Below are 19,440 nucleotides of genomic sequence, written 5' to 3' on the forward strand. Positions count from 1 at the left end.
CGGGAGCCGGGCGCGCATGGTCGATGAGGTGGAGGCGGATCTCGCCGAACTGCTGCAGCGAACGATCGCCGCGCTCGAAGCCTCCGGCGCGCACGACGAGGCATTGGGGGAGTACCGCCGGAAGAAGGGCCTGCTCGGGCTCGGCGGCTCGGTCGTGCTCGTCCCCGTCGGCAGGGCATGGCGCGTCGGCCGACTCCTGCTGACCCGTGACGGTCGCATCTTCGATGTCGGCACCACCACCCGCGCCGTCGACCCCCGGCATCCGAACTACCAGTCGGTGTCGGGCGAGGATCGCCGCGACGACCGGCGGGCCGCGTTCGAGGGCGACTTCGCGGAGGGCGAGGTCGTCAACCACGACTTCACGCCCATCGCGGTGGACGCGCAGGCGCTCTCCGCCGGCTCCGGTCCCCTGAGCGTCCAGGACGGCCGGCTCGTGATCGAGTGGGCCAAGGGGCAGAAGGCCGTGCCTCTCGCCGGCTACCTCGTCGAACGTGTCGCACTGCTGCGCAAGCGAGACGGCTGGGACGAACCCGACATGGCCGGCTAGCCCGGCTCCCGCCACCGGACACGCGCCTGCGCGAGCACCGCTTCGACGATCTGCACCGTGAGGTCCGGATGCCGCATGTGCACATTGTGGAACCGGTCCTGCGTCACCTCATGGCTGCTGCCGGGGTACCGCTGGGAGATCGTTCGGTGCAGGCGCGTCCACCCCGGGCCGTACGTCCCACTCGTGAGCATGGCGACGGGCAGGTCGCGTCCCGTCCGACCCCTCGTGCCGACGGCGAGTTCACCGGCCGCCTCGGCCGCGACCGGCAGCACGGCGCGCATCTCCTCGATCGCGTCGCCGAGATAGAGATCCTTGACCGCACGCTTCCACTCACGGGCCGATGCGCCGTCGAGGAGGCGCAGGAACCGTGAGCGGCCGGGATAGAACGGCAAGGCGCCGGCAGCCGTGAGCCTCCCGAACCAGTCCCGGGGCAGCGCTCGCCGCAGCACCGCGGCCGCTCCGATGTAGAGCCGGTAACCGACCCTGCGGAGAGCGTCGGTGCCGAGCAGATCGGGCGTCGCGTCCAGCAGCACGAGGCCCGCAACGCGCGCCGCGTTGCGTTCCGCGAAGACCCGGGACAGCAGCGCGCCGAACGAGTGCCCGACCAGAACCACCCGCGCTTCGGGGACGAGCGAGTCGAGCACACCGGTGAGTTCGGCGATCAGACCCTCGAGCGTGCGCGGCGATCCCGCTTCGCTGCCGCCGATACCGGACCGCTCGAACGCCAGAACCCGATGTCGCCCGGCCAGCCGGGCCTGCACCGGCAGCCAACTGCGCACCGTCTCGCCCGCGCCCGTCAGGAGCACGACAACGGGATCCGCGTCTCGGGCGACTCCGTTGTCGAAGAATTCCACGGTCCGTCCGGCGACCGTCGTGCACTGCGACTCGAGCGGGGCGAACGGCGCGGACACCTCCCGATGCTAGGCCGGTTAGAGTTCCGAGTCATGAGCATCGTCGCGGTGACCGGAAGCACAGGAGCCCTCGGCGGGATGACCGCCCGTCTGCTGGCCGATGCCGGAGTGGAGCAGCGGCTGATCGTGCGGGACACCTCCCGGGCACCGGTCCTGGCAGGGGCCACGACGGCGGTCGCCGCGTACGGGCACGGCACCGCCGCCGCGTTGGCGCTCGCCGGGGTCGACGTCCTGTTCATGGTCTCCGCCTCCGAGAGCGCCGACCGGATGGCCGAGCACCGCTCGTTCATCGAGGCGGCGACGGAGGCGGGCGTCGGACACATCGTCTACACCTCGTTCGTCGGCGCCTCACCGGACTGCACCTTCACCCTCGGCCGCGACCACTACGCGACGGAGCAGCTCATCCGAGCTTCGGGAGCATCGTTCACGTTTCTGCGCGACAACTTCTACCTCGACTTCATGGAGGCCCTCGTCGGCGACGACGGCGTCATCCGCGGACCGGCGGGAGACGGGCGCGCCGCCCTCGTCGCGCGGGCGGACATCGCCCGCGTCGCAGCGGAGGTCGTCCGCGATCCCTCCGCCCACGTCGACACGACCTACGACATGACGGGCCCCGAGGCCATCGACATGACGGATGTCGCACGCATCATCTCCGCCGCGCGCGGCCGCGAGGTGACGTTCCACGACGAGACGATCCCCGAGGCGCACGAGTCGCGGGCCAAATGGAACGCACCGTCCTGGCAGGTCGACGCCTGGATCACCACCTACACCGCGATCCGCGCGGGCGAGCTCGCGGCGGTCAGCTCCGACATCGAGACGCTGACGGGCCGACCGCCGCTGACCCTGGCCGAACTCCTCAGGGAGCCGTGACCTCCTAGGAGGCCAGCGCCGCTGCCCGCTCGTGGACCTTCTTGCCCTCGAAGTAGGTGAGGTCGACCTTCGTCTCGTGGATCTCGCGCGGCGCGACCTCGAAGATGTTGCGGTCGAGCACGATGAAGTCGGCGCTGAGTCCGACCTCGATCGTTCCCGTTACGTCGCTGAGACCCATCGCCTGCGCGGGGTTGCGGGTGAAGGCGACGACCGCCTGCTCAACCGTCAGTTTCTGGGAGGGGTTGAGCTCTCCGGGCACCGACGGGTCGATGTTGGCGCGCGTGACGAGGGTCTCGATCGCAAGCCACGGGTCGGGGGTGGGAAGCACGCAGGGCCAGTCCGACCCGGCGGAGAGCAGTGCACCGGTGTCGACGAAGTCCTTCGTCACCCAACTGCGGTCGACCGTCGCCTGCGGGATCTGCTTGGCGATGCTCTCCTGGATGACGCCGGGATACCAGAGGTACGGCGAGGCATCGGGCACGACGCCGAGCTCGGCGAAGCGGGGCACGTCGACCGGGTCCACGAACTCGACGTGCGCGATCTGGAAGATCGGGCCCGGGCCGCGCTCGGCGCGCACCTTCTCGACGGCGTCGAGCACGAGTCGGACCGACGCGTCGCCGGTCGCGTGCAGCTTGCCGCCGAGGTTGTTGTCGTAGCAGTACTCGACTCCGGCGACGAGCTCTTCGAGGGTCCAGTAGGACTCTCCGACGAAATCAGGGTCCTCGTGCTCGTGGCAGATGTAGGGGTGCAGCATCGCGGTCGTGCGGGTCATCGGAACACCGTCGAGCACGAACTTCAGGAAGTCGGGGCGGACGTGCTTACTGCCGTGAGCGCGGCCGATGGCGTAGAGCTCCTCGCCGACAGGACCGGCCTCGATGAACGGGCGGGTGGGCATCGAGCCGACGATCCAGGCGGAGATCACCCCGTCCTCTTCGAGGGCTGACAGCGCCTTCCAGCTGTACTCCATCGTCGCGGCGTCCTGCACGGCGGTGATGCCGTAGGAGTTGATGACCTCCATGGCCTTCTTGAGCGACACCTTGTTGCGGGCGTCGGGGTCGACGGTGTGCGCGACGAATGCGGTCTCCGCCTCGCCCGATGCGAGCTCCTGGAGTACGCCGGTCAGAGCCCCCGATGCGTCGCGCACGTAGCTGCCGCCCTCGGGGTCGGGGGTGTCGGCGCCGACGCCCATGAGTTCGAGCGCCCGCGAGTTGACCCACCGGTTGTGCATCGAGTCGTCGCGCAGGAGCACGGGTCGACCGCCGCTGGCCGCGTCGAGTGCGGCGAGGTCGTCGACGTTCATGACGTCGTCCATGACGGTGCTGCCGACGATCCCTCCGACGATCCACTCATCGGGTCCGAAGTCGGCGGCCCAGTCGACGATCTTCGCGAAGATCTCCTCCTTGCTGTCGGACGGCAGCAGTGGCAGCTCCCACGCGGCCTGTCCTCCACCGAGGCCGAGGTGGATGTGACCGTCACTCAGCCCGGGCATGACGAGTCGGCCGGCGGCGTCGACGATCTCGGTGGCAGGGCCGGCGAGAGCACGGATCTCGGCCTCGCTGCCGATCGCGGAGATCTTGCCATCGGTCACGGCCACCGCCTCGACCCACGGCTGGCCGATCGCTGCCGTGTAGATGGGCCCGCCCGTCACGATGAGGTCGGGGGTTGTCGTCTCGGACATCGGTTCTCCTTGGCTTGGATCAGATGAGGGCTTGGATCTGGGAGGGGACTTGGATCGGTGGTGCGCTGTTAGGGGGCGCGGATGTATGGAGCGGGTCAGGTGGCGACGGCCATCGCGAGGACGGCGGTCGTCATGATGCCGACCTCCCCGAGACGAAGGAGGCGTCCGCGATCGAGTCGGAGCGAGGTGGACGGCGTCGGCCGGGATGCGCGCGGGAGTGCGCGGGAGTCACTCTGGCGTACCGGGGTGATGTCGGGGCTTACCGGGATGATCTCGTGACGCACGAGTGCGATCCCGGCGACGAGAACGCTCGCGGCGAGTACGACCAGAGCGATCTGAACACCAGGGGTGCCGCTGCCCGCGTGATCGGTCATGCCGTGCCTCGCGCCCGGCGATGCGGCGCTGGAATGTCCGAGCACGGCGAGCCCGGCCATCGCGACCGCGGACATGCCGCGGTGCGCGGCCATGAGCCGGTGCCGGCTCCGCGCGAAGAGGACCCCGGCTACGACGAGCACCCCCGCGACGACGAACGGTGGAACCGCCGAGGCGGGAACCGAGAGAGCGACCATGGCGGCGGTCATCAGGATGGCGGGGAGCCACTCGGTCGCGATGGAGCGCGCACCGCTCAGGCCCACGCAGACGAGCGCGCCCACCGCGAGAGCGATCATCGCCGCATCCATCCCCGCCACCCTTCTGCCGTGTCTCTATCCGGTCAGTGACCGTGACCCGCGTTACCGTGACCCGCGTGGTCGTGGCCCGCGTGGTCGTGGCCCGCATGTCCGGCGTGATCGATGGCGGAGTGCGCCGCTTCGGAACGTCCCGCGAACTCGGTGGACGCATCGCCGGGCACGGCGCAGTGGTCGGTCGAGGAGGCCGGCACGTTGAGCGTGGGGTTCCGGTCGAAGAACCCGTACGGCTTGAGAGTGAACTTGGCGTAGTCCACGGGCATGATCGGCCAGTCCTCGAGCCGCGGCAGGTGGGTGGGGCCGAAAGTGTGCCAGAGCACGATGTCCTCACCGTCGACAGCGCGATCCGATGCCGCGTAGGCGGGCAGGCCCTGGCCGAGCGCGCTCTGGTTCACGAAGTCGCCCGCCGGGTACTTCTCGTCAGGGGAGTACGCCGTGACCCAGAGGTTCTTGGTCGCGAATGCGGCACGTGATGCGATGACCGACGACGGGTCCGCCATGAGCGTCGGCGACCCCTCCGGGATGAGCGCGTAACCGGTGGGCCCGCCCATCCGGTTCGAACTCGTCGTGCTGACGACATGCCAGGTGCGGTTCACCGCGCCGTCCGCGACGCGCTGCGCATCGGATTCGGTTTCGAGGCGGGTCGCCTTGCCGGTGAAGGCGTTGCCCCACGGGTTGGTCTCGCTGATGGGGAGGCGCACCACGTCGACCTCGTCGACAGCGTTGCTGACTCCGTCGATCGCCATGTCGAGGCGGGCGCAGAACAGGTGCTGGTGGTACGGCGCCCCGAGTCCGGGCGCGATGTTCGTGGCGAACTGGCTGCCCTCCTCCGGGTAGGCGGAAGTGAAGAGGAACCCGGTCAGCTTCGCCTCGCACTCGATGGTGCCGTCGAGGTAGAGGTACCAGTAGAAGCCGTAGTCGTAGTTCCCCACCGTCGTGAAGAACGAGATGACGAGTCGACGCTGGCGGCGGACGTTCTCCTCGCCCGTGAACAGATCGGTGTGCTTCCAGAGGGTCCCGTAGTCCTCCTCGTGGATGCAGATGCCGTTCTCGATGGTGCGCGGGTTCCCGAACTCGTCGGCGAGCGTGATGTCGAGATAGGTGATGTCGCCCACGCAGTCGCAGCCGAGCTGGAGGGAGTTCGTGTAACGGCCGAACAGGTACTCGCCGGTGTCGAAGTAGTTCTGCCAGTAGCGCACCGGGGACGGGTCGGCGTAGGGCACGACCATTTCGGCGATCGAGGCGCGGTAGACGATGGGTCGGACGTTTCCGTGGTCGTCGTAGCCGATCCGGTGCAGGACGAGACCTTCGCGCGCGTCGAACGACACGTCGAGCGACCAGTTCGCCCATTCGATATGACCATCATCGATCGTGAACGACGACCCCTCGGGCTGACTGATCACGATCGGCTTGAGGCCCTCGAGGGGCAGGCCGGTCAATTCGGGGTCCGTGTAGTTTCCGTGCTCTGCCGGCACGGGGAAGAGCCGGTCGTCGATGATCTTGTGAACGCTGCGGGCGATGAGGTCGACGTAGGCGACGAGCCCATCGATGGGGTGCGCCCAGCAGTGGTCCTGAGGGAAGTCCTGACGGAACGCGAGCACGCGCATGAGGCGCTTGCCCTTCTCGTCCTCGAGCCCCAGGTTGCCGGCCGACAGCGGCGCCAGGGCCACGGTGTCGGGGTCGATGTCGCGGCGGCCGAGGGCGGTACGCCACTCGTCGTCGGCGAGCAGGATGTCGTTGATGACCTCGAACTCCTCGTTGAGGATCGCGATCTCGCCGATGCTGCGATCGAGCTCGAGGTTCGAGACGATGCTGCGCTCGTCGAGCGACACCCGGACGTCGAGCGAGCGGCCGTCCGAGACGTCGAGCAGGAGGACGCGGACGCGGCGGTCGACGGTCCCGCCCGAGAGGATCTCATCCTTGTGCGGTTCGTCGAGGCCGACGTAGGCGAATCGGGTCGTATCCGTGACGAGGCCCGCCTCGGTGAGGATGTCGCGGACGGCGGTGATCTCGGAACCGTCGAGCGAGCGGAGGGGCTGGCGGCCGACCGTCGACGGGGCGGCTGCTGAGGTGGTGAGAGTCATGAGGAAACTTTCTCTGCGGTCGTGGTGTCCGATGAACGAAGAAGGGTGCGCGCCTCGAGCACGACGAGCCGCTGGCGCAGCTTGCCGGTGACGAGTGCGAGACCGATGGCGGCGATGAGGGCGAGACCGCTCGCGACGTCCTGCCAGAAGCTGGGCACGTTGAGCAGGACGAGCGCGTTGTTGAGCAGGCCGAGAAAGAGCACTCCGATGAGGACACCGAAGATCGACCCGGATCCTCCCGTGAGCGCGACGCCGCCGAGCAGCACCGCTGTGATGACCGTGAGCTCGAAGCCCTGACCGAGCTGACCGGCGGGGGCGCTGTTGAGCCGTGCGACCGTGATGGCACCGGCGAGACCCGCCATCGCTCCCGAGAAAAGATACAGGGCGAACGGGATCGCCTTCACCTTGATGCCCGACAGATAGGCGGCTTCGCGGCTCACTCCGATCGCGTAGACGTGGCGCCCGGCCGGGGTGCGACTGAGGAACAGCGACGACAGGATGAGCACGATCACGGCGATCCAGATCGCGAGCGGCACCGTCGCGAGCGTGCCGACACCGAGATAGCCGAACGCGTCGCCGAATCCGCTGACCGGCAGGGGAGCGAGCAGCTGGGCGACACCACGGACGGCGAGCAGAGATCCGAGGGTCGTCACGAATGCGGAGAGCCCGAACACGGTAGTGAAGATTGCGTTGGCGAGCCCGACGACCATGCCGACGACGATCGCGGCGATGATCGCCGCCGCCGGGTCTCCGCCGCCGGCCATGATGCTGCCGGCGACGACTCCGCTGAGCGCGAGCACCGATCCGACGGAGAAGTCGATGTAGCCGGCGATGAACAGCATCGCCATCGGAGCGGCGACGATCGCGATGATCGCCGCGTCGAGTCCGACACCGCGCAGGTTGCCGGGGTTCAGCACGGCTCCGGTGAGGAGCTGCACAACCACGACGAGCACGATCAGGAGCAGGAGCAGGGGGTTCTCGGCGACGAAGTAGAGCAGGCGTCGCCCGGGATGCATTTTCATGCCGCCTCGGTCTCTCGTGTAGTGGTTCGGTTCCCAGGGGATGGACTCGCGGTGGCGTCGGAGTGGTCGTCCGCGTCCGACGGGTGGATCGTGGACAGCAGTTCTTCCGCCGTGGTGCCGGGGACGTCGACGATGCCGGTCACGGCGCCGTCGGCCATGAAGGCGCAGCGGTCGGCGAGCGCGATGACCTCTTCGGGCTCGTTGGTGGAGACCAGGATCGCCATGCCTTTCTCACGGGCGAGGTCGCGCAGCACGGCGTAGATCTCGGTGCGGGCGCCGACGTCGACACCCTGTGTCGGGTCGTCGACGAGCAGGATCCGGGCATCGGATGCACTGGTCACCCAGCGGGAGATGAGGATCTTCTGCTGGTTGCCGCCCGAGAATCGTTCGGCGGGGAGAGCCGGGTTGTGCGGCTTGAGCGACATGAGCGATGCGGCTTCGTCGAACACCTCGCGCTCGCGGGTCGGTGACCGGAATCCGAGTCGCGCGAGCATCGCCATGGCCCGGGTGACGCTGTTCTCCTGCGCGGGCAGCGACAGGAACAGCCCCTGCGAGTGCCGGTCGGCGGGGACGAGTGCGACCTGCGCGGCGAGGGCGGCTCCGGGACTGCCGAGCGTGACGGCCTCACCGCTCAGTTCGACCTCCCGTCGCGAGGAGGGGCGGCTGCCGTAGACGGATTCGAGGAGCTTCGTCCGGCCGGCCCCCATGAGCCCGTAGAGGGCCACGATCTCGCCGGGAAACACCTCGAGGTCGACCCCGTCCGCTGCGGCGGGGACACGCAGTGCAGGCACTCCGCTCCGGTCGACGTTCGACGCTTCGGCGGGAGCTTCCCCGGCGGAGTCGCTGATCGCGCGGACCAGGTCGCCCTTCGCGGTACCCGCCATGTGCGCCGCCCACACGGCGCGGCCGTTGCGGAGGACGGTGACGCGGTCGGCGAGGGTCATGACCTCGTTCAGCAGGTGGGTGACGTAGAGGATGGCGAGCCCCTCGGCCCGGAGCTGCAGGACGAGCCGGCCGAGTGCCGCTGCCTCCACCGGGGAGAGGGCGGCGGTGGGCTCGTCGAGGATGAGCAGCTTCGCGTCGCGCTGAATCGCCTTCGCGATGGCGACCATCTGCCGCCCTCCGCTCGACAGCGCACCGACGGGGATATCGGGGTCGATGTCGGCTCCGATCCGGGCGAGCGACTCGGCGGCGACGATCCGCTGGCTCCTGGACCGGACGAACAGTCCGGCCGTGAGCTCGTTCCCGAGGAACAGGTTCTCGCTCACGGTGAGTCCGTCGATGAGTCCAAGGTGCTGGTAGATGACCGAGATGCCGGCGTCGATCGCCGAACGGGGAGTGAGGTTCTCGAGCGGCCGACCGTCCAGGGCGATGGTCCCGGAGGTCGGCCGCACGCTCCCGCCCAGGCACTTGATGAGAGTCGACTTGCCGGCTCCGTTGTGACCGAGCAGCGCGTGCACCTCTCCGGATTCGACCGTGAGGTCGACCGAGTCGAGTGCCGTCGTCGCGCCGTACCGCTTGGTCAGGCCGGTGAGTTCTACCGTCATGTCGTCGTCTCCGCTGGAAGTGCCTGGGCTGGGGCGGTGGGTCGGGGCGAGCCGTCGGATCAGCCGCCGAACTCGGTGATGTAGTCGCTGAGGTTGTCGGTGTCGGCCGTCAGCAGCGTGATCGGCGTCTCGTAGTCCTCACCGCTTCCATCGGCGAGAGCCAGCGGGAGGTCGATGATCGCGTAGCCGATGTCCTTGGCCGAGACGGAGACCTCCGCACGGAAGAACGCGCCTTCCTGCATGCGCTGGAGTCCGAAGGCGTTGCCGTCGAGGCCGCCCACGTAGGTGTTCGGGTCCATCGCGTCACGGCCGGCCGTGGTGAGCGCCTGGTACGCCCCCTGCGCGGCGTCGCCGGCTGCAGTGAGGACGACGTTGAGGTCGGGGTACTGGGCGACGACCGCCGTGGTGATCGACAGGCCCTGCTCGGGCGTGATGCCCGCCTGCTGGGCGACGATCTCGGCGTCGGGTGCTGCGGCGGCGAGGCCGTCCATCATGCCCTGGGTGCGCTGCTGACTGAAGGTCATGCTGGTGTCCTCGATGATCAGCACCTTGCCCTCGCCGCCGAGCTGCTCGGTGATCCACTCGCCGGCGTGCGTGCCGAGGGCTTCACCCGATGCGTAGGCGTTGAGGCCGAGCAACGCGTCCTGCGTCTCGAGCGGGTTGGCGTAGCTGACCCAGAACTTGCCCGAGTCCATGTACTGGCCTGCGATGCTCTCGAGGCTCGCCGGGTCGGCGGGGAACGACACGACGGCGTCGACGTCGCGCGACAGGTAGGTCGTGAGGTTGGTGACCTGCTTGGTGAGGTCCATGTCGTCGTTGGTCAGCTCGAGCTTCACTCCGAGCTCGTCGGCCCGCTCCTGGGCGTACTTGACGACCGCGCTGTAGACGGGGAGAGCGGTGAACGGGTAGTCGAACAGGATCGTGTCGACCTCCTTCGTCTCCGCAGCGTCGGCGGAGTCGGCGGGGGCGTCGTTGATTGTGCCGCAGCCCGCCAGGGCGAAGGCGGAGGTGAGGGCGAGAGCGGAAAGACCGATGGTGCGGATGCGCATAGGAGTCCTCGTCGGGGGAGTGGGAGCTGCAGAACGGCGCCAGGAGGGCGCACTGAGGTACACGTGCTGTGGAACGCGGTGGAGCCAGGAGCGCCGGGGCTTGGAGCTATTCGCCGCCGGTTATCCGAGTATTTGGTACACGCGTACGGAATAGATTTCCGTCGCGTAACGGTCTTATTTCGTACACGCGTACAATGTTTCCTGCGTGTATCGGACCCCGCCGCGCAGCGCCGGAAGGCGAGCGCCTGAGCGCTACAGTCGAGGGACGCGAGGCCGCCTCAGTACCCGGCCTCCAGAGAAGCACTGGGAATCATGCCGAAGTTCGTCGATCACGATCAGCGCCGCGAAGAGCTCATCGAGGTGGTCTGGCAGCTCATCGCGACGGAGGGCCTCGAGGCCGTCACCACTCGCCGGATCGCCGAGGTCTCTGGCCGCGCCAACGGCACCCTGCTCTACTACTTCCCCAACAAGGACGCCGTCATCACCGCCGCGTTCCGGTATACGTTCGATTCGACCAACCGCCGCGCCGACGCCGCCGACGACCACCGCTACGGCCTCGCCGGTCTTCGCACCCTCTGCCTCGAGATCATGCCGCTCGACGAGATCCGTCTCATGGAGGCCCGGATCGTGCTCACGTTCTGGCAGCAGGCCATGTCGTCGACGGAGAACGCCGACACCTACGCGGGCATGATGAACGACTGGCGCTCCGAGATGACGGCGCGCATCCACGAGGCGCAGCGCGATGGGTTCGCCTCGACCGGACTCGATGTGGCGAGCACCGTCGACGAGTTGCTGTCCATGCTCATGGGGTTGCAGGTCATGAGCGTTCTGACCCCGGCAGACACCACGCCCGAGCGTCAGCTCGCCCAGCTCGACTCATTCATGGCCCGCCTCACGGCCTAGTCCGCGACGACTGATGCCCTCCTACCGCGTCACCCTCGCCATTGGCCGACTCCGGGCGGGAGTCGCACCGGATGCACTGCTTCCGGCGGTCGCGGCGGCGGCCGCCGAGCTCACCGTGCTCGAGGCGTCGAGTGTCAACGTGGTGTCGGGCGAGGCTCGACTCACCGTGCGCTTCACCGCCGACGACGACGAGATCGCCCTCCAGATCGGCAACGCCGTGGCGCAGACGGCTGAGACTCTCGCCGAGATCGGCGACGAAAAGATCACCCGCCGGACCGGCAGCCGGTGGAACACGATCGCCACCGGCCACACTGAGGCGACGCTCCGTAGCGGGTACTCCGCCCAGCAGGTGCGCGACGCCGAAGCACCGCACCTCGCCGCGGGCGAACCGCTCATGCAACGGGCAGCGGCAGGGCTCGCTGCCGTCACCGCCGACGCGCTCGGGCGGCGGGCGCAGAAGTCCTCCGAACCCGTGCGCCAGCGGATCGTCATCCTCACCGGTCCCGGCAACAACGGAGGAGACGCGCTCTACGCCGGCGCCGAGCTCGCCAAGCGGGGCACGGAGGTCGTCGTCGCCCCGATCTCGGAACGCCTGCACCCCGAGGCGCTCGCCGCCGCACGCCGGGCCGGTGCGACGGTCCTTGCCGTCGCGGACGTCGACGCCGCGCTCGCCGCGGCCGACGGTGCCGACGGTGCCGACGCGATCCTCGATGGTCTCTTCGGCACCGGATCGGCGGGCCGGCCGACGCCTTCCCTCAGCGGACCGGCGGCTGCGCTCGTCGCGGCTCTCCTCCCGATCCTCGACCGACCGAACCGGCCGACGGTCATCGCGGTCGACATCCCGAGCGGCATCGACGCCGACACCGGTGCCGTCGACGGCCCCGTCCTGCCTGCGGACGTCACGGTCACGTTCGGCGCCTTCAAGGCCGGCCTCCTGCGCGAGCCCGCCGCCTCCCTGACGGGACGGATCGAACTGGTCGACATCGGTCTCGCGGACCAGCTCGCGCGGGTCGTTCCGCTTCTGCGACGATGACCCCCGCACCCCGCGCTCGGCTGTCGACGCCGCGAATCGGATAACGTCGGCGACGAGACGCACGAGCGCTCCCGAACCGTGAGGACATCTCATGTGGCCTACCGCCGAACTCCACATCCACATCGAGGGCACCATCGAGTCCGACCTTCTGGTGCGCTTGGCGCGGCGCAACGACATCGCGCTGCCCACCTACGACCCCGATGAGCTCACCGCGAGGTACGTGTTCGCCGACCTCCAGTCCTTCCTCGACATCCACTACTCCAACCTCACGGTTCTGCGCACCGAGCAGGACTTCTACGAGCTCGGGCTCGGCTACCTGAACCGGGCAGCCCAGGCCGGGGTGCGCCGCGCCGAGATCTTCTTCGACCCGCAGACGCACGTCGGCAACGGCGTGCCGTTCGCCGATGTGATCGGCGGACTCTCCGCCGCCATCGCCGAAGGGGAGCGCACACTGGGCGTCTCCGCCGACCTGCTCCTGTCCTTCCTCCGCGACCGCGGCCCCGAGGCCGCCGAGGAGATCTTCCGGACCGCGATGCCGTTCCGCGACAAGTTCATCGGCGTCGCGCTCGACTCGACGGAGGTCGGCTACCCGCCGTCGTTGTTCACCGACGTCTACGCGATGGCGGCGGCCGAAGGCCTGCACCGTGTCGCCCACGCGGGGGAGGAGGGCGGACCCGACTACGTGAGGGAGGCTCTCGACCTGCTCGGCGTGGAACGCATCGACCACGGCAACCGCGCCCTCGAGGACCCCGAGCTCGTGGCTCGCCTTCGCGACGAGCGCATTCCGCTCACCGTGTGCCCCCTCTCGAACGTGGCCCTCCGCACCGCCCCCGCCGACCTCTCGGAGCACCCGTTGCGCACGATGCTCGACGAGGGTCTCGTCGTCTCGATCAACAGCGACGACCCGGCCTACTTCGGCGGATACATCGACGAGAACTTCCGCGCCGTCACCGAAGCGCTCGGTCTCACCCGGGGGCAGCAGGCGACGCTCGCCTACAACTCGTTCGAGTCGGCGTTCCTCGAGCCGGGTGTCCGGCAGGTCTACCTGGACGAGGTCACCGCCAACCTGACGGACAACGCTTCGTGGGATTCGTAGCCGACCCTGTGTAGGCCCTTCCATCTGCCTGGGAGCAACCTGAGCAGTCCCGATCGAAAGCCTCGGAACTGCGAAACTGGATGCCAACTGAAGACCGACTGAAAGGCAGAAAGCACTATGGGCTTCTTCGCATTCCTCATCCTCGGACTCTTGGCAGGAGCCATCGCCAAGCTGATCCTTCCGGGGCGCCAGGGCGGCGGCTGGCTTGCCACCCTCGTGCTCGGTGTCATCGGCGCTCTCCTCGGAGGGTGGCTGGGCGGACTGCTCTTCAACGCCCCCCTCGAGAACTTCTTCGATCTCTCGACCTGGATCGTCGCGATCGTCGGTGCTCTCATCGTCCTCGTGATCTGGGGCCTCATCACCGGTCGCCGCAGCAGCCGGGCCTGATCTGAGGGGCCCGCGCAGCACGGGTCCCGCGAAGGGCGTCGCCATCACTGGCGGCGCCCTTCGTCGTTCTCCGCGGGCTTACCCTTGAGCTATGGCCGAGACCGCATCCATCACCATGTACGGCGCCGACTGGTGCAGCGACTGCCGCCGCTCGAAGAGGCTGCTCGACAAGGTCGGGGCCGACTACGAGTACATCGATGTCGAGGCGATCGAGGATGCGACCGAGAAAGCCCGTTCCATCAGCGGCCGCACCAACATCCCCGTCATCGTCTTCCCGGACGGCAGCCACCTCGTCGAACCGAGTGACGCCGAGCTGGGCGCCAAGCTCGCCGAGGTCTGACCACCGCGTTCTGCGGTCTCAGAGCATGCCGCACCCCCCCGTCGGGCACGCAGGGCGGTGTCGGTTCGGCGGCGAATCGAACGATTCCCCCTCCGACCGATTGGTCGTGACGGCGAGAGAACCCGGGACTGCGATCCAGACGGCGGACGCCCATATCCCGCGCTGATCGCAGCACTCCTCAGGGGGCACCGAAGCGCGCGCTCCCGCCCACGCGACGCGGTTGTGTAACGCGGATGTAAACAGTCGAAAAGATGTCTTTCCGGACACTTGACGATGTCCAAATGGACACCATAGTGTCGATCCCACCGAGCCGCGTCCTTCCTGATACCGCCCCACGGGTGAGTGAAGGGGGCGCGAACGCTTCTCCTCTCATTTCCCCCTGCGCCGCATCGCGTCGCTTCGCCATGCCCGAAATAGGAGCACTATGCCGAAACTCACCCTCCGCCGCAGCGCCCGGACGATGGTCGCGCTCACCGCCGGTACGATCGCCCTCGCCCTCACCGGGTGCGGCACCTCGGCGCCGGCCGGCGGCGACGGTGGATCCGCGACCGAAGGCACCGTCGAGTGGTGGGGGTGGGTGCCCGAGAAGGGTGTCGCCCCGGCCTACATCGAGGCCTTCAACGAGGAGTACCCGGACATCAAGGTCAACTACAAGCTCCTCACGATCGACGGGTACCAGGCCGCGATCCGTCCAGCGCTCGCCTCCTCCGCCGGGCCCGATGTCTTCGACGTCGCCTCGGGTGCGATGTTCGAGCAGTTCAAGGACTTCGGCGTCGACCTCGGCCCCGCGGCAGAGGAGGAGCTGGGGGCCGACTGGCAGTCGCAGGTGTCGCCAATCGGTGTCAGCTCGTTCACCGACGACAACGACGAGCTGAAGGCCCTCTCCGTGGGCCTCGGCTTCGCCGGCCCCGTCTGGATCAACCAGGACATCTTCGACGAGTACGGCCTCACCGCCCCGACCGATTTCACCGAATGGAAAGAGGTGTGCGCCGTGCTCGAGAAGAACGGCGTGGGCTGCTTCATCCAGGGAGCGCAGCAGGTGGCCTTCAACCAGGACACGCTCCAGGCGATCGCGGACACCATCAACCCCGGCCTGTTCACCAAGGCGACCCGCGGCGAGGCGAAGTGGACGGACCCCGACCTCGTCGAGGCACTCACCGCGTGGAAGTCGATGTTCGACGACGGCATCATGCAGGAGGGAGCGCTGGGTCAGCAGCAGTATCCCGACGCCAACAACGGGTTCCTGTCGGGCAAGTACGCGATGGTGCAGATGGGGTACTGGTACAGCCAGTACACCAAGGCCGACACCATGACGGCTGCCATCGGCGCCGCAGGTGTCGCGGAGGCGGTTCCCTTCACGACAGTGCCGATCCCCTTCCCGTCCGCTGTGGACGGAGGAACCCCCGGCGCCCTGTTCGGCAGCCCCGACTACGGGCTCGCCGTCAACGCGAAGTCGAAGGTCCGCAACGCCGCCACCACGTTCGCCCTGTGGCTCTCGTCGGCGACGGCGGGTCAGCAGATCGTGGCCGACTCGCTCGCCGACGTCCCGTCCCTGAACGGGGTGTCGCCTCAGCTCAGCGGACTCGTCGACGAGAGCGTGCAGCTCCCGGCCCTCCAGGACCTGATCACCCAGGCCGGCACGGTGACCGAGGACCGACTGCTCTCGAACGCCGATCTCGCAACAGCCATCGGCGTCGCGGGGACGACGGTCGCCGCAGGAGACGCGACGCCCGCCGAGGCCGCCAAGACTCTGCAGGCAGCCGCGGAGAAGGCCGGCGTCACCTTCTGATCCCGCGAGGGACCACACGGTATCCGGCAGGCGACGAGGGAGAAGACGACGATGGCGATGACCGACGAGGCACGGGACACCCGGCGCAGACCGTCGCCGCCGACGCGAGCAGGCGGCGGCGCGGTCCCGGGCCGCCGCCTGCACTACTCGGGCTACCTGTGGATCCTTCCGGCGATGGTGCTGTCGGTCGGGCTGCTCTACTACTGCATCATCTACACCGGCTACATCTCGACGCTCGACTGGAACGGGAGCAGCCCCGTCCAGACGAGCGTCGGGTTGCAGAACTACCTCGACATCCTGCAGGACCCGATCTTCTGGGGCGCCATCCTGCACACGGTCATCTACTTCGTCGGGACGTTCGTCGTCCAGACCACCCTCGGACTCGTCTTCGCGGTGCTCCTGCACTCGAGAGTCCAGCTGAAGTCGGTCTACAAGGTGATCATCTTCGTCCCCGTCGTGCTCGCACCGGCGGTGATGGCACCGGTATTCCGGCAGGCGTTCTCCGCCGACGGGCAGTTCAACGGGCTGCTCGAACTTGTCGGCCTCGGATTCCTGAGGCACGCCTGGCTCGCCGAGTCGGAGACCGCATTGCCGACCGTGCTGGCGATCACCATCTGGGGTTCGACCGGGCTGACCTTCATCCTCTACTTCGCCGCCATGGGGCAGATCGACCCGGACGTCCTCGACGCCGCCAGGCTCGACGGTGCCGGGAACATCCGGACCCTGGTGAGCATCATCCTTCCCGAGGTGCAGGGCACAACGGTGGCGCTGCTGATCCTCACCGCGATCGGCTCGTTGAAGCTGTTCGACGTCCCGTTCCTCGTGACAGCCGGAGGCCCGAACTACTCGACCGAGTTCCTCGGCACCTACATCTACCGGTCGAGCATTCAGGAGGGACATGTCGGCTACGCCGCCGCGCTGTCCGTGATGCTCCTGATCCTGGCCGTGTCGATCGCCATCCTCCTCAGCAGGCGGAACCGGCAGAACAGCGAGGCGATCTGATGTTCGAGGCGCACACGCGGCGAGGTCGGCTGCTCCTGCAGCTCGTTCTGACGCTGCTCGCCATCCCCTTCCTCCTGCCGCTCGTCTGGATGGTCCAGGGCTCGCTCGCCGGCCAGGGCTGGAAGAACTACACGGACATCCTCGCCCTGCCCGAGCTCCCGCTCTTCTTCCGCAACAGCGTGATCATCGCGGTCCTCACCATCGCGGTCGTCTACCTGTGCACGATGCTCGCCGCCTACGGTTTCGCCAAGCTGCACATCCGCGGCCGCGAGGTCTTCTTCTGGCTGCTGCTGGCCTGCCTCACCCTGCCCGAGGTGGTGCTGATCACGCCCCTGTTCACGACGACGCTGCAGCTCGGCTTCTACAACACCTACTGGGCCGTGGTCCTGCCGCTCGCCGCACTCCAGGTCCCGTTCGCCGTCCTGCTGGCCCGCACCTTCGTCGCCGGCATCCCCGATGAGCTGATGGAGGCGGCACGGATGGACGGCGCGAGCACCGCCCGCACGTTCTGGAGCGTGATCCTGCCGCTCACCCGGCCGATCGGAGCCGCCATCATCGTGCTCACCCTGATCTCGGCATGGAACGCGTACCTGCTGCCTCTCGTCTTCCTGCTCGATTCGAGCAGCCAGACCATCACGATCCTCCCGCAGTTCTTCGTCGGCCAGTTCAGCAACGACCAGACGAAGGTCCTCGCCGGTGCCGCGATCGCCGCGATCCCCGAGATCGTCGCCTACCTCTGCCTCCAGCGTCTCTTCGAGCGCGGCCTCGCCGCCGGCGCGATCAAATGACGTCCACTCCCGCCCGATCAGAACCGAGGTCCACCATGAGCAACCTTCCCGACTACGACGACCTCCCCGTCTCGCCCGACAAGCCGCCGCATTCGGCGTGGGGCGTCTGGGGCGACGACGACGAGGTGGGGGCGATCAACCTCCTCACCTCGGACCGGGTCATCGAAGGAGCCTCCCTGGTGAGGAAGGGGGCGGTCTTCCCCCTCAACTGGGACCTCGAGCTCCCCGACCCGCCGTTCTACGGCCGCGGTCCGCTCCGCCACACGATCGTGGACCAGGGCGACGGGCAGGACGACTTCTATGACGCGTTCTACCCGCAGCAGTCGAGCCAGTGGGACGGGCTCAGCCACGTGGGCCACTCGGACCACGGGTACTACAACGGTCGCACCCCCGCCGACTTCACCGGCAGACCCGGGTCGAAGAACGGAGTCGAGCACTGGGCACGGCGGGGGATCGTCGGCCGCGGGGTCCTCCTCGACGCGGAGCGCCACTTCGCCTCGACCGAGAGACCGATCGTGCCGGACGAGACGCGCGACATCACCGTCGACGACCTGCGCGCGATCGCGGACGCTCAGGGCACGGAACTCCGCGAGGGCGACATCCTCCTCATCCGCACCGGGTGGATGCAGTGGTACGACCAGACGACGCCCGCACAGCGGGCCGACATCGCGACGGTGGCCGTGGCCCAGACCATGGGAGGGCCGGGGCTCGAGGCCAGCCGCGAGATGGCCCGCTTCCTCTGGAACACCCACGTCGCGGGTGCCGCCACGGACACCTCCACATTCGAGGCGTGGCCGCATCGGTTCCGTCCCGGCGAGTACCTGCACATGGATGTGCTGGCGCTTCTGGGTATCCCGATCGGCGAGATGTGGTACTTGGACGCCCTCGCCGCGGACTGCGCGAGCGACGGGGTCTACGAGTTCATGCTCACCTCGGCGCCCTTGAACAAGATCGGGGGAGTGGCGTCGCCACCGAACGCCCTCGCCATCAAGTAGCGGGTCGTGGACACTGCCGACCGCAGGGTCGCCGCCGTCCTCAGCGCGCCGCCGAGATCGCCCGGACGGGGTAGATCCTCGACCCCCGCCAGTCGTTATCCTGGGCGGACCATGACAAGCACGGAACACGGCGGCCGCACCCTCGCGCCGCAGGACCGGGTCTCGACCGACCGCGACGTCGCGGCACTGCCGTACCGATCCGATCTCATGGCCAGCCTCGGAGCCCTCCTGAACCTCTGGGACTCGCCCGACTTCCACCTCGAGATCCGGCTGTCCGACGGAGACGTCCTCGACGAGCCCTGCCACCGGATGATCCGCCACCTCAGCTTCCGCGGTCCGATGCGCCCCTCGGCGCTCGCCGATGAGCTCGGCACCGGGCGCTCGAACGTCAGCAAGATCGTCGGCCGCCTCCAAGCCGGAGGTCTGGTGGAGCGGCAGGCCGACGAGGGCGATTCGCGCGCGAGTCGCGTGTGCCTGACCGAGTCCGGACTCGCCGTGGCCCAGCGGCTCTACGACCTGGGCGATCGGCTGGCGGAGCAGGTCGTGCGCGACTGGTCTCCCGAGGATGTGGCGACCTACACCCGCCTGACCGAGCGCTTCGCGAGGGGCGCCCTGACCCAGGCCGAGGAAGTCCGCCGCAGGGGGGTCGATCAGGTCTGATCAGCGCGTTCACCCCGGCTTCCTCCAGCACTGCGAACCGGGAACGCTAGGCT

Annotated in this window: 19 protein-coding genes; 12 read left to right on the forward strand and 7 right to left on the reverse strand. The window is 68.4% G+C overall.

The window, feature by feature from the left end:
• The first annotated feature begins 16 nt into the window (after positions 1 to 16).
• On the forward strand, positions 17 to 547 hold the full coding sequence (locus DDQ50_RS12840) for a hypothetical protein (RefSeq protein WP_116757092.1): 531 nt from the start codon (positions 17 to 19) through the stop codon (positions 545 to 547).
• Here DDQ50_RS12840 and DDQ50_RS12845 read toward each other — a convergent pair.
• Positions 544 to 1,458 (reverse strand): alpha/beta fold hydrolase, encoded by a 915-nt coding sequence (locus DDQ50_RS12845; RefSeq protein ID WP_116757093.1) that lies wholly within the window; start codon positions 1,456 to 1,458, stop codon positions 544 to 546. The genes DDQ50_RS12840 and DDQ50_RS12845 overlap by 4 nt on opposite strands.
• 33 nt (positions 1,459 to 1,491) lie before the next feature.
• Here DDQ50_RS12845 and DDQ50_RS12850 point away from each other — a divergent pair, with 33 nt between their 5' ends.
• Complete coding sequence (locus DDQ50_RS12850; protein ID WP_116757094.1) at positions 1,492 to 2,328, forward strand: SDR family oxidoreductase; 837 nt, start codon at positions 1,492 to 1,494, stop codon at positions 2,326 to 2,328.
• A gap of 4 nt (positions 2,329 to 2,332) precedes the next feature.
• On the opposite strand, the gene DDQ50_RS12855 is transcribed toward DDQ50_RS12850, so the two are convergent.
• From DDQ50_RS12855 to DDQ50_RS12880, 6 genes are all read right to left on the reverse strand, one after another.
• On the reverse strand, positions 2,333 to 4,006 hold the full coding sequence (locus DDQ50_RS12855; RefSeq protein WP_116757095.1) for an amidohydrolase: 1,674 nt from the start codon (positions 4,004 to 4,006) through the stop codon (positions 2,333 to 2,335).
• Between the two features lie 95 nt (positions 4,007 to 4,101).
• Positions 4,102 to 4,674 (reverse strand): hypothetical protein, encoded by a 573-nt coding sequence (locus tag DDQ50_RS12860; protein ID WP_116757096.1) that lies wholly within the window; start codon positions 4,672 to 4,674, stop codon positions 4,102 to 4,104.
• 44 nt (positions 4,675 to 4,718) lie between these two features.
• The gene (locus DDQ50_RS12865; protein ID WP_116757097.1) at positions 4,719 to 6,776 is read right to left on the reverse strand and encodes a primary-amine oxidase; all 2,058 of its coding nucleotides are present in this window, start codon (positions 6,774 to 6,776) and stop codon (positions 4,719 to 4,721) included.
• Complete coding sequence (locus DDQ50_RS12870) at positions 6,773 to 7,798, reverse strand: ABC transporter permease (RefSeq protein ID WP_116757098.1); 1,026 nt, start codon at positions 7,796 to 7,798, stop codon at positions 6,773 to 6,775. The genes DDQ50_RS12865 and DDQ50_RS12870 overlap by 4 nt, the downstream gene beginning before the upstream one ends.
• Positions 7,795 to 9,345, reverse strand: coding sequence for a sugar ABC transporter ATP-binding protein (locus DDQ50_RS12875; RefSeq protein WP_116757099.1), 1,551 nt, complete (start codon positions 9,343 to 9,345; stop codon positions 7,795 to 7,797). Before DDQ50_RS12875 ends, DDQ50_RS12870 begins: the two co-directional genes overlap by 4 nt.
• Before the next feature lie 59 nt (positions 9,346 to 9,404).
• A complete protein-coding gene (locus DDQ50_RS12880) occupies positions 9,405 to 10,394 on the reverse strand; it encodes a sugar ABC transporter substrate-binding protein (protein ID WP_116757100.1) in 990 nt (329 codons plus the stop codon).
• Between the two features lie 312 nt (positions 10,395 to 10,706).
• Between DDQ50_RS12880 and DDQ50_RS12885 the strand changes: the two genes are divergently transcribed.
• From DDQ50_RS12885 to DDQ50_RS12930, 10 genes are all read left to right on the forward strand, one after another.
• Positions 10,707 to 11,297 carry a TetR/AcrR family transcriptional regulator gene (locus DDQ50_RS12885; protein ID WP_116757101.1) on the forward strand — a complete coding sequence of 197 codons (591 nt, stop codon included), beginning with the start codon at positions 10,707 to 10,709 and terminating at the stop codon, positions 11,295 to 11,297.
• 13 nt (positions 11,298 to 11,310) lie between these two features.
• On the forward strand, positions 11,311 to 12,330 hold the full coding sequence (locus DDQ50_RS17525; protein ID WP_240614380.1) for an NAD(P)H-hydrate epimerase: 1,020 nt from the start codon (positions 11,311 to 11,313) through the stop codon (positions 12,328 to 12,330).
• Between the two features lie 91 nt (positions 12,331 to 12,421).
• Positions 12,422 to 13,426: an adenosine deaminase gene (locus DDQ50_RS12895; protein ID WP_116757102.1), complete on the forward strand. Its 1,005-nt coding sequence runs from the start codon at positions 12,422 to 12,424 to the stop codon at positions 13,424 to 13,426.
• 117 nt (positions 13,427 to 13,543) lie between these two features.
• Positions 13,544 to 13,813 carry a GlsB/YeaQ/YmgE family stress response membrane protein gene (locus tag DDQ50_RS12900; RefSeq protein ID WP_116757103.1) on the forward strand — a complete coding sequence of 90 codons (270 nt, stop codon included), beginning with the start codon at positions 13,544 to 13,546 and terminating at the stop codon, positions 13,811 to 13,813.
• A 91-nt stretch (positions 13,814 to 13,904) separates the two neighbouring features.
• Positions 13,905 to 14,153 carry a glutaredoxin domain-containing protein gene (locus DDQ50_RS12905; RefSeq protein WP_116757104.1) on the forward strand — a complete coding sequence of 83 codons (249 nt, stop codon included), beginning with the start codon at positions 13,905 to 13,907 and terminating at the stop codon, positions 14,151 to 14,153.
• Between the two features lie 424 nt (positions 14,154 to 14,577).
• Complete coding sequence (locus tag DDQ50_RS12910) at positions 14,578 to 15,942, forward strand: ABC transporter substrate-binding protein (RefSeq protein ID WP_116757105.1); 1,365 nt, start codon at positions 14,578 to 14,580, stop codon at positions 15,940 to 15,942.
• 51 nt (positions 15,943 to 15,993) lie between these two features.
• Positions 15,994 to 16,944 carry a carbohydrate ABC transporter permease gene (locus DDQ50_RS12915; RefSeq protein WP_205663632.1) on the forward strand — a complete coding sequence of 317 codons (951 nt, stop codon included), beginning with the start codon at positions 15,994 to 15,996 and terminating at the stop codon, positions 16,942 to 16,944.
• Positions 16,944 to 17,732: a carbohydrate ABC transporter permease gene (locus tag DDQ50_RS12920; RefSeq protein ID WP_116757106.1), complete on the forward strand. Its 789-nt coding sequence runs from the start codon at positions 16,944 to 16,946 to the stop codon at positions 17,730 to 17,732. Before DDQ50_RS12915 ends, DDQ50_RS12920 begins: the two co-directional genes overlap by 1 nt.
• A 35-nt stretch (positions 17,733 to 17,767) precedes the next feature.
• Complete coding sequence (locus tag DDQ50_RS12925) at positions 17,768 to 18,727, forward strand: cyclase family protein (RefSeq protein ID WP_165829817.1); 960 nt, start codon at positions 17,768 to 17,770, stop codon at positions 18,725 to 18,727.
• A gap of 111 nt (positions 18,728 to 18,838) precedes the next feature.
• Complete coding sequence (locus tag DDQ50_RS12930) at positions 18,839 to 19,387, forward strand: MarR family winged helix-turn-helix transcriptional regulator (protein WP_116757108.1); 549 nt, start codon at positions 18,839 to 18,841, stop codon at positions 19,385 to 19,387.
• Positions 19,388 to 19,440 lie beyond the last annotated feature (53 nt).

The organism is Amnibacterium flavum (genome assembly GCF_003097495.1).
In the GTDB taxonomy this organism is placed as follows: Bacteria; Actinomycetota; Actinomycetes; order Actinomycetales; family Microbacteriaceae; genus Naasia; species Naasia flava.